The organism is Agromyces sp. LHK192 (assembly GCF_004006235.1).
Taxonomy (GTDB): Bacteria; Actinomycetota; Actinomycetes; order Actinomycetales; family Microbacteriaceae; genus Agromyces.
Genome location: NZ_CP034753.1, coordinates 3,575,233 through 3,588,414 on the forward strand (window position 1 = coordinate 3,575,233; position 13,182 = coordinate 3,588,414).

General features: G+C 73.2%; 10 protein-coding genes. 3 read left to right on the plus strand and 7 right to left on the minus strand.

Features of this window, described 5'->3' with window-relative positions:
* Positions 1 to 24 precede the first annotated feature (24 nt).
* The 3 genes from ELQ40_RS16255 to ELQ40_RS16265 form a co-directional block, all read right to left on the minus strand.
* Positions 25 to 510 (minus strand): histidine phosphatase family protein, encoded by a 486-nt coding sequence (locus tag ELQ40_RS16255; RefSeq protein WP_164863674.1) that lies wholly within the window; start codon positions 508 to 510, stop codon positions 25 to 27.
* 21 nt (positions 511 to 531) lie between these two features.
* A complete protein-coding gene (locus ELQ40_RS16260; RefSeq protein WP_127794624.1) occupies positions 532 to 1,482 on the minus strand; it encodes an arginase family protein in 951 nt (316 codons plus the stop codon).
* 101 nt (positions 1,483 to 1,583) lie between these two features.
* Positions 1,584 to 2,585 (minus strand): NAD-dependent epimerase/dehydratase family protein, encoded by a 1,002-nt coding sequence (locus ELQ40_RS16265; protein ID WP_127794625.1) that lies wholly within the window; start codon positions 2,583 to 2,585, stop codon positions 1,584 to 1,586.
* 139 nt (positions 2,586 to 2,724) lie between these two features.
* Between ELQ40_RS16265 and ELQ40_RS16270 the strand changes: the two genes are divergently transcribed.
* Positions 2,725 to 5,067 (plus strand): heavy metal translocating P-type ATPase, encoded by a 2,343-nt coding sequence (locus tag ELQ40_RS16270; protein WP_127794626.1) that lies wholly within the window; start codon positions 2,725 to 2,727, stop codon positions 5,065 to 5,067.
* Between the two features lie 94 nt (positions 5,068 to 5,161).
* Here ELQ40_RS16270 and ELQ40_RS16275 read toward each other — a convergent pair whose 3' ends face one another.
* The 4 genes from ELQ40_RS16275 to ELQ40_RS16290 form a co-directional block, all read right to left on the minus strand.
* Positions 5,162 to 5,914: a GntR family transcriptional regulator gene (locus ELQ40_RS16275; protein WP_127794627.1), complete on the minus strand. Its 753-nt coding sequence runs from the start codon at positions 5,912 to 5,914 to the stop codon at positions 5,162 to 5,164.
* Between the two features lie 99 nt (positions 5,915 to 6,013).
* A complete protein-coding gene (locus ELQ40_RS16280; protein ID WP_127794628.1) occupies positions 6,014 to 6,457 on the minus strand; it encodes a hypothetical protein in 444 nt (147 codons plus the stop codon).
* Between the two features lie 57 nt (positions 6,458 to 6,514).
* Positions 6,515 to 6,892: a cation transporter gene (locus ELQ40_RS18965; protein WP_205649363.1), complete on the minus strand. Its 378-nt coding sequence runs from the start codon at positions 6,890 to 6,892 to the stop codon at positions 6,515 to 6,517.
* A complete protein-coding gene (locus ELQ40_RS16290) occupies positions 6,889 to 10,311 on the minus strand; it encodes an efflux RND transporter permease subunit (protein ID WP_127794629.1) in 3,423 nt (1,140 codons plus the stop codon). Before ELQ40_RS16290 ends, ELQ40_RS18965 begins: the two co-directional genes overlap by 4 nt.
* 163 nt (positions 10,312 to 10,474) lie before the next feature.
* Between ELQ40_RS16290 and ELQ40_RS16295 the strand changes: the two genes are divergently transcribed.
* Together ELQ40_RS16295 and ELQ40_RS18970 are read left to right on the plus strand one after the other, a co-directional pair.
* Complete coding sequence (locus ELQ40_RS16295; protein WP_127794630.1) at positions 10,475 to 11,557, plus strand: hypothetical protein; 1,083 nt, start codon at positions 10,475 to 10,477, stop codon at positions 11,555 to 11,557.
* A gap of 116 nt (positions 11,558 to 11,673) precedes the next feature.
* Positions 11,674 to 13,080 carry a hypothetical protein gene (locus tag ELQ40_RS18970; protein WP_205649364.1) on the plus strand — a complete coding sequence of 469 codons (1,407 nt, stop codon included), beginning with the start codon at positions 11,674 to 11,676 and terminating at the stop codon, positions 13,078 to 13,080.
* Positions 13,081 to 13,182 lie beyond the last annotated feature (102 nt).

The window sequence follows — 13,182 nt, forward strand, 5'->3', positions numbered from 1 at the left end:
TCCTTCGGGCCCGGCGGGCCTCGTTCAGCGCTTCGGGGTGTCGAGGCGCACCAGTTCGCCGGTGTCGGCGGCGGCATCCGCCCAGCGATCGATCGGCAGGCGGATCTCCGCGATCGCGCAGGTCGGCAGCTCGGCGTACCGGCCGGTCAGCCGCGAGACGAGTGCGCTCGACTCGGGGTTGTGCCCGACGAGCATCGCGATCGCGGCGGCGTCGTCGAAGGCGCGGATCACCTCGAGCTGGTGCGACGTGCCCGTCGCGTAGAGCGACTCGTCGAGCTGCACGGTCGACGCATCGAGCCCGAGCGCCTCCGCGAGCATCGCCGCAGTCGTCTGCGCCCGCAACGCGGTGCTCGACCGGATGACGTCGGGAACCGTGCCGCGCTCGGCGAGCCGGGCGCCCATCACCGGTGCGTCACGTCGCCCGCGGTCGTTCAGCGGGCGGTCGTGGTCGGCGAGGCCGGCATCGGCCCAGTCGGACTTGGCGTGGCGCACGACGAGGAGCGTCTTCACCAGCCCAGCCTGCCACCGACGTCACCTCGCCGCGAGCCCCGCCGCGAATTCGAGCACGCAGAGCGCGGCGAGCCGCACGGTCCGGCCGTCCGGGGCGTCGGCGGTGGCGTCGATCTCGACGAGGTCGGCCGAGCCCACCCTCGGGTCGCGGGCGGCCGCTCGCACCAGGGCGCGAAGCTCCCAGGCGGCGAGCCCGCCGGGCACGGATGCCGGGCAGGCGGGCACGACCGAACGGTCGCATGCGTCGACGTCGACGTCGAGGTGGACCGGCCCGCCCCCTGCGCCGGCGATCTCGAGCGCCTCGGCCATCACGTCGTCCGGCGCCCGCCCGTGCAGCTCGTCGCGGTGCACGACCGTGATGCCGAGGTCGGCGGCGCGCCGCGCGTAGAACACGGAGTTCGCGAAGTCCGCGATGCCGATCTGCACGATGCGGGCGGGATCGAGCCCGGCCTCGATGAGCCGGCGCACGGGCGATCCGTTCGAGACGCCGTCGCGGAGGTCGTAGTGCGCATCGATCGTGACCAGCCCGGCCCGGTCGAGGTCGTCGCCCCACGCACCGAGTGCCGTCGCGACGGTCGCCGAGTTGTCGCCGCCGAGCGCGAGCACCGCATCGCTGCGCCGCAGAGCGGATGCCACGAGCGCCCGCGTGCGCGCCTCGCCGTCGGGCCCGTCGGGCTCCACGACGTCGCCCGCGTCCACGATGCGGAGGACGTCGTCGAGGTCGAGCCCATCGGCGGCACCGGTCGCGCGCCGGTCGGGCATCGTCGACGGGCTGTACCTCGCGAGCGCCGATCGGATCGCCGCTGGCGTGGCGTGCGCACCGGTCGTCGAGAGCGACGTGCGCCATGCGGGAACGCCGACGATGGCGAGGTGCGCGCGCTGGTCGGTCGCGAGATCGTCGAGCGACGGCCAACCGCCCGCCCGCGGCCAGTGCGGGTCGTGCGGCAGCGCGGATGCCTGCGGATTCGCCATGCGCTCACGCTAACGATCGGGCGGCCGCGCGCCGAGGCATCCCTTCGGCCGGGTGTCTGCGATCCCGGACGACGAGACGTCTTCCGACCTGCGAGGCGAGCTCAGGCCGGTCGGTCGGCGCGCCAGGCCTCGATGAGCTCGGTCTCGCGCTCGGGCGACAGCCCGGCGCCGCGCTCGCGGTCGAGTCCCTGCTCGCGCTCCCACGCGAGCACGTCCGCCAAGGTCTGCTCGAGGGGCCGCACCCGCAGCCCCGCCGCGACGGCGGCCGCGTTGCTTCGGTCCTGGAACGCCGACCAGGTCGGGTCGATGATCCACAGTGCGAGCGACTCCGGGCCCGCCCATTCCGCCACGCCGCGCTCCTCGAGCCAGTCGGTCGCGACGGGCACGACCTCGCCGCCGTGTCCGCCGATCGCCCGGGACGCCTCGAGCACGGCGCCGAACGTCGAACGGTCGCCGACGGCGCTGAACGTGCCGGCGAGGCCGCGCTCGAGGCCGTCGAAGACGAACGCGACGAGGTCGCGCACGTCGATGACCTGCGCGGCCTCGGCCGCGATGTCGGGGACGAGCATCGGCGTCAGCGGGTCGCGTGCGGCGCGGGTCACATACGCCCCGATCCGGCCCGAGCGGTCGCCGGGGCCGCCGATGAGCCCGGGGCGCACGACGAGCAGCCGTTCGCCGAACGCGTCGCGGTAGGCCGCCTCGCACGCGACCTTGGCCTCGCCGTAGGTCTCGGGCGTCGAGCGGTCGTCGGCGAGGGGCTCCAGCAGGTCTGCCGACTCGTCGTCGCCGGGAACGTCGTGGCGGGCGTACACGTTGCCGGTCGAGATGAAGACGGCCCGTCGGGCGTGGTCGGCGAGCGCGGCGGCGGCTCCGCGCGCGAACAGCGGTTCGCGCGTGACGTCGATGACCGCATCCCAGTCGTGGGCCGCGACCGCGTCGTAGGCGCCGGGCTCGGCCCGGTCGGCCGCGACGAGCACCGCGCCGTCGGCGACCTCGCCCGCCTCGCCGCGCGCGAGGCAGGTCACGCGGTGTCCGCGCGCGATCGCCTCCCGCGCGAGCTCTCGTCCGACCCATTGCGTTCCACCGAGGATGAGCACGTCCATGCAGGCCATCGAAGCACGGCGTCGGATGCCTCGCGACCCACGTTCACTCTGCGCGAAGGGAATCCGCCGAGGGCGGAACGAACGGTGGCGAGGTGTTGCGGGAATACCCCCAGGGGGTATGGTGGTTGCGGAGGACATGATGGAGACGCAACGAACCGACGGCGACGCCGCCGCCCGCGAGCACCACCACCACGAGGGCCATGGAGGCCATGATGAGCACGTGAGCCACGAAGCGCACCACGGGCACGATCCGCACGAGGGCCACGAGGCACCCGGGTCTCACCGGCGTCACGGCGGCCAGGTCGCACACGCCGAGCACGGTGACCACACCGGGCACGCCGACCACACCGGGCACGCCGGTCACTCCGGCCACGCCGGGCACTCCGGGCACGGCGACCACGCCGGTCACGCCGGGCACGGCGACCACGTCGCCCAATACCGTCGCCTGTTCTGGATCATGCTCGTGCTGGCGGTGCCGACGATCGCGTTCAGCCCGATGTTCGCCTCGCTCCTCGGCTACCCGCTGCCCGACAGCGAGATCATCCCGTGGATCTCGCCCGCCCTCGGCACGGTGATGTTCGTGTGGGGCGGTCGGCCGTTCCTCGTCGGCGCCTGGTCGGAGATCCGCTCCGGGAAGCCGGGCATGATGCTGCTCATCGCGCTCGCGATCAGCGTCGCCTTCGTCGCGAGCCTCGGCGCGAGCCTGCACCTGCTCGACCACCGGCACCTCGACTTCTGGTGGGAGCTCGCGCTGCTGATCGTCATCATGCTGCTGGGGCACTGGATCGAGATGCGTTCGGTCATGCAGGCGTCGAGCGCGCTGGACGCGCTCCAGTCGCTGCTGCCCGACGACGCCGAGCGCATCATCCCGGCGCGAGCCGGCGCCGCCGGCACCTCGACGTCGACCGCGACCGGCACGACGACGGCATCCTCGACCGGCACCGCGACCGAGCGGGTCGCTCGGGCCGACCTGGTGGTCGGCGACCTCGTCATCGTGCGCCCCGGCGGGCGCGTGCCGGCCGACGGCACGGTCGTCGAGGGCGGCGCCGCCGTCGACGAGTCGATGGTCACCGGCGAGTCCGTTCCCGTGCCCCGCGGTCCCGGTGACCAGGTCGTCGCGGGAACCGTGGCGACCGACGGCGCGCTCCGCGTCCGCGTCGGCGCGATCGGCGACGACACCGCGATCGCCGGCATCGCCCGGCTCGTCGCGCAGGCGCAGGCGTCGAGTTCGCGAGCCCAGCGCCTCGCCGACCGCGCTGCCGGATGGCTGTTCTGGTTCGCGCTGGGAGCCGCCGCGATCACCGCTGTCGCCTGGACCCTGCTGGGCGACCCCGACGACGCCGTGGTCCGCACGATCACCGTGCTCGTCATCGCGTGCCCTCACGCCCTCGGCCTCGCCATCCCGCTCGTCGTGCAGATCGCGACCGAGCGCGCCGCACGCGGCGGTGTGCTGGTCACCGATCGCCTCGCCCTCGAGACGATGCGATCGGTCGACGCCGTGCTGTTCGACAAGACCGGCACGCTCACGAAGGGTGCACCCACCGTGACCGGCGTGGTCGCGGCACCGGGTTCGGGCATCGACGAGCGCGAGGTGCTCGCGCTCGCGGGCGCCGCCGAGACCGATTCGGAGCATCCGCTCGCGAAGGCGATCGTCGCGGAGGCGCACCGGCGCACCGATCACGTGCACCCGGCGACCGGCTTCACCGCGTCGCCCGGCGTCGGTGTCCGCGCCGACGTGCACGGCTGGGTCGTCGAGGTGGGCGGCCCGGGGCTGCTGAGCCGCGACGGTCACGAGCCGCTCGCGGAGGCCGCCGCGTGGAGCGCGCAGGGGCGGACCGTGCTGCACGTCGTGAAGGACGGCACCGTGGTCGGGGCGATCGCGCTTGCCGACGAGATCCGGCCGGAGTCGCGCGACGCGGTCGACGCCCTGCACGCGCTCGGCGTGCAGGTCGTGATGATCACCGGCGACGCCGAGCCGGTCGCGCGTTCGGTCGCCGCGGAGCTCGGGATCGACCGGGTGCTCGCCGGCGTCCGCCCCGAGGACAAGGCGGCCGAGGTGGCGACGCTGCAGCAGGAGGGCCTGACGGTGGCGATGGTCGGCGACGGCGTGAACGACGCCCCGGCGCTCGCCCAGGCCGATGTCGGCATCGCGATCGGCGCGGGAACCGATGTCGCCATCGCCTCGGCGGGCGTCGTGCTCGCGTCGAGCGATCCGCGCTCGGTGCTGTCGGTGATCGAGCTCTCGCGCGCCACCTACCGCAAGATGACGCAGAACCTGTGGTGGGCGGCCGGGTACAACCTGCTGTCGGTGCCGCTCGCGGCGGGCGTGCTCGCGCCGATCGGGTTCGTGCTGCCGATGTCGGTCGGCGCGATCCTGATGAGCCTGTCGACCGTCATCGTCGCCGCGAACGCCCAGCTGCTCCGGCGGCTCGACCTGCGGCCCGAGGCATCCGCCCGCGCGGTGCTCGACCGGGCCGGCTGAGTCGACGACCGACCGGATGCCTCCGCGCGCGGTCGCGCGGAGGCATCCGCCGTGCGAGAGGGCGACCGGGCGAGCGGGCGACCGGCCCCGGCGGTCAGGAGTCGGCGCGCACTTCGATCGGACTCGCATCGACCGCCCGGTTGTCGACCCGGAACGTCGCGTACTCGGAGCGGTAGCGGGCATCCGCGTACTCGACGGCACGCCCCGAGGCATCCTGCGAACGTCGCCGTTCGCGAAGCAGCGGCGCGCCCTCGTGGACGCCGAGCATCTCGGCGTCCAGCCGGTTCGCCGAGACCGCGTCGATCGTGTGGCGCGCGCTCGCGAGCTGGCAGCCGTGCCGTGCGAGCTCGGCGGACACCGATCCGCGCTCGGGGTCGAAGCCGAACAGGTGACGCCCGACCTCGGTCGGGAACGACGCGCGCTCGATCATGATGGGGACGTCGTCGAGCAGTCGCACCCGGACCAGGTCGACGACGGTGGCCCCCTCGTCCAACTCGAGCAGACCCGCGACCATCGACGTCGCGTGGCGCCGCTCGAGGGCGACGATGCGGGTGCCCGGAGCCTTGCCCTCGGCGCGCGCCCACTCGGTGAACGATCGGAAAGTGGTCAGCGACTGCGCCGGCACCACACGTCCGACCACCGGGGGCCGCCCTCGCCCGCCGACGACGAATCCCTCGGCGCGCAGCGCCGACAGCGCACGCCGGACGGGCCCGCGCGACGTGCCGAACTCCCGGCACAGCGCGGCCTCGCTGGGCAGCGGCATGCCGGGTTGCCACTCACCGCGCTCGATGCGCTGCCGGAGCTCCGCACGCACGCGCTGGGCCACGGGAGCGGTCGCGGTGGACATGCCTCGACCCTATGGAGCGCGGGTGCCGGGCGCGGTGGCATCGACCGGACGCCTCGGTGAACACTCGGCGACCATCCACTGAACGCGACGTGATCTGCGTCAGCGCACACCCGGTGCGGTCTCGCGGGCACGCCGCAGCATGGCGACGAAACCGTCGAGGTCGAGCGCCGAAGGATCCGCGAACGTCACCGCGGCCGCACCCACCTTCACCCTGCCGAGCCGGTCGGCCCACCCGCGCACCAGGTACTCGCCGCCCTCGACGGCGTTCACGTACACGCTGAAGTGCTTCGACTGCGCGGCGAGCCCGACGAGGAACCAGTCGACGGCCGGGCCGCGCGGGCGTTCCTGCGCGATCGCGCCGTACCCGATGATCTGCTGGTCGGTGCCGCCCCAGAACCTGCCCGCCCAGAGCGTCCGGTCGAGGCCGGCGAAGATCGGGGCGATCACGGCGTCGAGCTCGCGGAGCTGCCCGCCTCGCGCGTCGCCGAGATCAGCGGCCGCCTCGGCCAGCCACGCGTCGACGTCGACCCCGGTGCGCTCCATGCGGCCGAAGCTACCAGTCGACCGGGTCGGCCGCGTGGTCGACGAACGATGCGTCCGTCAGCCGGCGAGCGCGTACCCCGCCTCGTCGACGGCCGCGGCGACCGCCTCCGGGTCGAGCAGTTCGTCGCTCGCGACGCGCACCGTCGACGACCCGCCCGCGACCAGCCAGACGTCCACGGTCTGCACGCCGTCGAGCACGACGAACGCCTCGGTCACCCGCTCGACGCACTGCTCGCCGGTCAGACCCGTGAGGTCGTACTCCGCGACCACCCGGTCGTCGAGCTCGGCGAGCACGCGCGCGCGGGCACCGGCGCCGGTATGCCCGCCGGCACCGCAGGAGCAGCCGCCGGCGCCGCCGCAGCAACCGCCGCCCGCGGCGGCCGGGCCGACTCCGGTGAGCCCGAGGTCGAACCGGCCATCGGCGCTGATCCTCATGCGCGGTCCTCCGGTCGCTCGGTGCCGCCGGGGGCCTCGTCGGGCGCGGGCGCGTCGGGCGAGGCATCCGCCGCCTGCTCGGCCGGAGCAGCGTCAGCCGCCGGTTCAGCCGAGGCAGTCTCAGCCGCCGCCGCCGCCGCCTTCGCCGCCCGCTTCGCGGCACGGCGTTCGCGGCCGCCCTCGACCAGGTCGTACAGCACGGGCAGCACGATCAGCGTCAGCAGCGTCGACGACAGCAGGCCGCCGATCACGACGACCGCGAGCGGCTGCGAGATGAAGCCCGAGTGGCCGGTGATGCCGAGCGCCATCGGCAGCAACGCGAAGATCGTCGCGAGCGCCGTCATGAGGATCGGCCGGAGACGGCGGGATGCACCGTGCAGCAGCGCGTCGCGCACCTTCATGCCGCGGTCGCGGTACTGGTTCACGAGGTCGACCAGCACGATCGCGTTCGTGACGACGATGCCGACCAGCATCAGCACGCCGACGAGCGAGGCGACGCCCAGCGGAATGCCCGTCGCAACCTGCAGCGCGATCGCACCGGTCGCCGCGAACGGCACCGACACGAGCAGCAGCAGCGGCTGGAGCAGCGACCGGAACGTCGCGACCATCACGATGTAGACGATCAGGATCGCGGCGAGCAGCGCGAGGCCGAGCTGGCCGAACGACTCGGTCTGGTCGGCGGTGACGCCGCCGATGGTCGCCGAGGTGCCGTCGGGCAGGTCGACCTCGGCGAGGGCCGTCTGCACTGACGCGCTCGCGGTACCGAGGTCGTCGCCCTGCGGGGTGGCCGAGACGGTCGCGCTGCGCAGTCCCTGCACGGTCGTGACCGTGGCCGGGCCGTCGACCTCTTCGATGGTCGCGAGGGTGTCGAGGCGCACGAGGCCCGCTGCGGTCGGCACCTCGAGCGCCTGCAGTTCCTCGATGCTCGTCGGCGGGTTCTCGGTGGCGAGGTAGATCGTGAGCGTCTGCTCGTCGATCACGATCGAGCCCACGGTCTGCGGCTGCATCGCGGCCGAGACGTATCCGCCGAGTGCGACCTCTGAGAAGCCCGCGGCGGCGGCGGCCTCGCGGTCGACCTCGACGGCGATGTACGGGCGACCCTCGGCGAGGTTCGAGGTCACCTGCGCGAGCCCGTCGATGCCGTCGAGTTCGTCGACGACCGCGTCGGTCGCCGCCTGGAGGTCTTCGGCGTTCGAGGCGGTGATGTCGACCTCGATGTCGTTGGACGCACCGAACCCGCTCGACGCGGCGAGCGTGACCTCGCCGGCGTCGTCGATCTCGGCGAGCTCGTCGCGGACCTCGGCCTGGAGCGCGTCCTGGTCGGCGGACTCGTCGGTGGTCACGGAGTAGGTGACGGTCGAGCTGCCGCCGCCGAGGATCGCGGCGATACCGCCGCCGGAGCCGATCGACGTCTGCACGGTCTCGATGCCCTCGGTGTCGAGCAGCACCTGCTCGACCGACGTGGACGCCTCGTCGAGCGCCTCGAGGCTGGTGCCGACCGGGAGTTCCTGGGTGACCTGGAACGTGTTCTGCCCCGAGGAGCCGAGGAAGTTGGTCTTCATGAACGGCACGAGCGCGAGCGTCCCGCCGAGCACGAGCACCGCGACGATCAGGGTCACGACGCCGTGCTTGAGGGTCCACTCGACGACGGGCAGGTAGCCGCGCTGGAGGCGCGACGGGTGCTCGAGCTCGTCCTCTCCCGGCGCCGAGGCGCCGGCATCGTCGACGAACGCCGCAGCCGCGGTCTGCTCGTCGTGCTTGTGCGGCTTCGCGGGCTTGAGGAACCAGTACGCCAGCACGGGCACGATCGTCAGGGCCACGAGCAACGAGGCGAGCAGCGCGATCGTGACCGTCAGCGAGAACGGCCGGAACAGCTCGCCGGTGACGCCCTCGACGAGCGCGATCGGCAGGAACACCGCGACCGTCGTGATGGTCGACGCGGTGATCGCGCCGGCGACCTCGCGCACGGCGCGCACGATCGTGGAGGCCTTGTCGACGCCCTGGACGAGGTGCCGCTTGATGTTCTCGATGACCACGATGGAGTCGTCGACGACGCGGCCGATCGCGATGGTGAGCGCACCGAGGGTCAGGATGTTCAGCGTGTAGTCGGCGACCTGGAGCCCGATGAACGTGATGAGCACCGACGTCGGGATCGAGATCGCGGTCACGAGCGTCGCGCGCACCGAGAGCAGGAACACCAGGATCACGATGACCGCGAACACGAGGCCGAGCAGGCCCTCGGTCGCGAGCGCCTCGATCGACTGCTCGATGTACGGGGCCTGGTCGAACACGACCGTGAAGGATGCCCCGGGGTTGGTCGTGTCGAGCGACGACTCCAGGTCGGGCAGCAGCGCGACGACGGCGTTCGAGACGTCGACCGTGTTGGCCGCGGGAAGCTTGGTGACGGAGATCGTGAGGGCGGGCTCGCCGTTCACGCGCGAGATGCTCGTGACCGGGTTCTCGGTGAGCTCGACGGTGGCCACGTCGCCGATCGTCGCGGCGACGGGAGTCGCGGCCGCCTGGGCGGCAGCGCCGGCGGCGGCATCCGCGCCGGCGCCCACGCCGGTTCCGGCATCCGCTCCGGTTTCCGCGTCGGCTCCCGCGCCCGCGTCGGTTCCGGCATCGGCACCGGCTTCCGCGCCGGCACCCGCATCGGGAGACGGGAGCGCCGGCTGGGTCGCGCCGACGAGGGGCAGGGCCGCGAGGTCGTCGATGCTCTCGAGGCGGGAGCCGGTCTGCACCGAGAAGGTCGTGTCGCCCTCGGTGATGGTACCGGCGGGCAGGAGCACGCCGTTCTGCTGGAGCGCGTCGCGGATCGCCTGCTGCGTGAGCCCGAACGTGGCGAGCTTCACGGGGTCGGGGGTGATCGTGACCCGCTGGCCGACGTCGCCGACGAGGGTGGCCTCGCGCACGCCGTCGATGTCCTCGATCTCGCCCAGGGTCGTGCGGGTGATCTCGTCGGACAGCGCGGCGACGTCGTCGGCGCCGGTGACGGCGACCGAGATCACGGGGAAGTCGTCGAGGCTGAACGCGACGACCTGCGGCTCGACGTCGTCGGGGAGCTGGCCCTGGACGCGGTTGACCGAGGAGAGCAGCTTCTGCTCGGCGAACGCCAGGTCGGTGCCGTACGTGAAGCTCGCGGTGACCCGCGAGAGGCCGGTCGAGCTCGTCGTCGAGGTGGACTCGAGGCCCGTGATGCCCTGGATCGCCGTCTCGATCGGCGTCGAGACGTCCTGGTTGACGATGTCGGGCGACGCGCCGGGGTAGCTGGTGACGATCATGAGCTGCGGGAACTCGATCGACGGAGCCAGCTCCTGCTTGAGGCTCGTCAGCGAGATGCCGCCGAAGATCGCGACCACCACCGTGACGAGCGCGATGAGGGCGCGGTTCTTCATGCTGAGCTTGGCAAGCAGGGACATGGGCTCGATTCTTCCAGTCGACGCGCCGCGAAAAGGTCACGGAACCCTGTGAACGACGACCGATGACCGCGCTCCCATGGGTTTCGTCGCCGCGGCTCGCCGCCGCGAGGGGGTGTACCCGCCGCGACGCGTTCGCTAGGGTGCAATCAGGCGAGGGGGTGCCATGGCCGAGGCGACGACGCGAACGGGACGACCGTTCCTGCGTCTCGCGCTGCTCGGAGCCGCCGCATCCGCGGCGTGGCTCGCGATCACACTGGCCTCCGGTGCGCAGTCGGCGTCGGCCGACGACGGCGAACCACGTGGCCTGCTCGGCACCGTCGGCGGTGTGGTCGGCGGCGTCGCCGACGTGACCGGCGCGGTCGGCGACCTCCTCGGCGGCGTCGTCGGTGCGGTGACCGCCCCCGTCAACGAAGTCCTCGAACCCGTCGTCGAGGTCGCACCCGAACCCATCGCGGAGGTCGTCGAGGTCGTCCCGGAGGTCGTGGACACCGCCACCGGAGCCCTCGACGGCACGATCGACGCGGTCGACACCGCCGTCGTCGACACGGTCGGCGGCGTGACCGACACGGTCTCCGGCATCGCCGGCGGCGGTACGGTCGGCGCGATCGTGGACCCGGTGGTCGACGGCGTGGACGGCGTCCTGGGCGACGTGCCGGTCGTCGGCGAACTCGTGGGCGACGACCTCCTCGATGGCGTGCTCACGCCGGTCACCTCGCTCGTGGACGACTCGCTCGACACGGTCGTCGGCACGGTCGGGCCACTCCCCGGCGGAGGCGTGCTCCCCGGACTTCCCGAGGTTCCGCTGCTGCCCGGCGACGGCGAACCCGGCACCGGGACCCCCGGCGTCGACCAACCCGTGACGCCCGGCTCGCCGAGCCCGGGCGCACCGAGCGAGGCTCCGGTCGCGCTCGCGGCGCAGGCGCACGACGTCTCGCCGCCGCCGACCGCATCGCCGTCCCGGGGCGGCACGGCCGTGGCGACGGACGCCGGTCCGCCCGGCCTGCCCATCGGTGAGCGCGCAGCCGTCATCCCGGCCGCGCCGACGCCGATCGGCCAGGCACCGACGAACGTGCCCGTGAGCGCGCCGGCCTCGGGTGCCTCGGCATCGGGCGCCCCCGGCCTCGGCTCCGGCGACGCGGCATCCGCTTCGCTCCAGCTCGACGCGCTCGCGTCGCTCGCGCTCTCCACGGTCGACGACGCATTGCCGTCGTCGCCGGTCTTCGAGACCGACACCACTCCCGACTGACGGGTGCCGTCCCGTCGCACCGGTGCGCCTTCGCGCGCCCGCAGCGGCGGACACGGAACTCGCGCGCCCGGTTCCGGGTGCGCGCCATCACCCACCAGTCGGAAGGACTGATCATCATGGACCTCAAGCGGTTCGCAACGAGGGCGCTGTACGCGACCCTCGCAACGGGGGGCCTCATGCTCCTCGGCGCCGGAGTGGCGCACGCCTCGGAGACGGGCGGCGACGACGGCATCCTCTCGGGCACGCAGGCGGGCATCTCGATCGAGCTGCCCATCACGCTCTCGGGCAACGGCATCTCGGTGCTCGGCGACTCGTCGTCGAGCGGTGCGTCGACCGAAGCATCGACGGATTCGGCACCGGCCGCCGAGCCGGCTCCGGCCGCCGTCACCTCGGGTGACGACGGCGTCGGTTCGGGTACGCAGGCGCTGATCGACGTCGACATCCCGATCACGATCGGCGGCAACGCGATCAGCGTGCTCGGCGACAGCGCGTCGACGGATGCCTCGACCGAGGCACCCGCAGCCGCACCTGCACCGGCACCGGCACCGGCACCGGCCGAATCGTCGGCACCGGCGACGTCGGGTACGGATTCGATCCTCGGTGGCACCCAGGCGCTCCTGGACGTCTCGCTGCCGGTCACCGTCGGCGGCAACGCCATCTCGGTGATCGGCGACAGCGCGTCGACGGATGCCGCCACCGAGGCACCGGGCACCGCACCCACGGGCGGAACCGGATCGCCGACCACCGACGGCACCGACTCGGTGCTCGGCGGCACGCAGGTGCTGCCGGGGATCTCGGCACCGGTCACGGTCGGCGGCAACGCGATCAGCGTGATCGGCGACGCCGAGTCGACGGACGCGTGGACCGGGATCGCACCGGGCACCGCCCACACGGGCGGAACCGGATCGGCGACCACCGACGGCACCGACTCGGTGCTCGGCGGGACGCAGGCCATCGTCGACGCCGCGGCACCGATCACCGTCGGCGGCAACGCGATCTCGGTCATCGGCGACAGCACCTCGACGGATGCCTCCACCGAGGTCGCACCCGGTACCGGTGGCACCGGGTCGCCGACGACGGGCGGCACCGACTCCCTCCTCGGCGGCACCCAGGTGCTGCCGATCATCTCGCTCCCGATCGCGATCGGCGGCAACGCCGTCTCGGTGATCGGCGACAGCGAGACCGAGGGACCGGCGACGGTCGTCGACCCGGTCGACCCGGTCGATCCCGTCGATCCCGTCGATCCGGTGGACCCGGTCGACCCGGTGGATCCGGTGGATCCGGTGGATCCGGTCGACCCGGTGGATCCGGTGGACCCCGGTGACGGCGGTTCGGGCGGCAGCGCGGGCGACGGCGGCTCGACCACGGTCGCGGCCTCGGACTCCATCGCACTGGCGGCCGGGGAATCCGAGTCGCTCGCCTCGACCGGCACCGACACCGCGGGCCTCTGGATCGCGGTGCTCGTGATGCTGGCCGGCCTGGCCCTGCTCGGGGCGCGTCGCCTGCTGCCGCAGCGCAACTGACGGAAGGCCCGGGGTCGCCCGCGCGACCCCGGGCCATCCGCCCCACGACGTCAGACGCTCACCTACCAAGACGTTCACCAGACGCGCGCGCCCTCGGGGCGC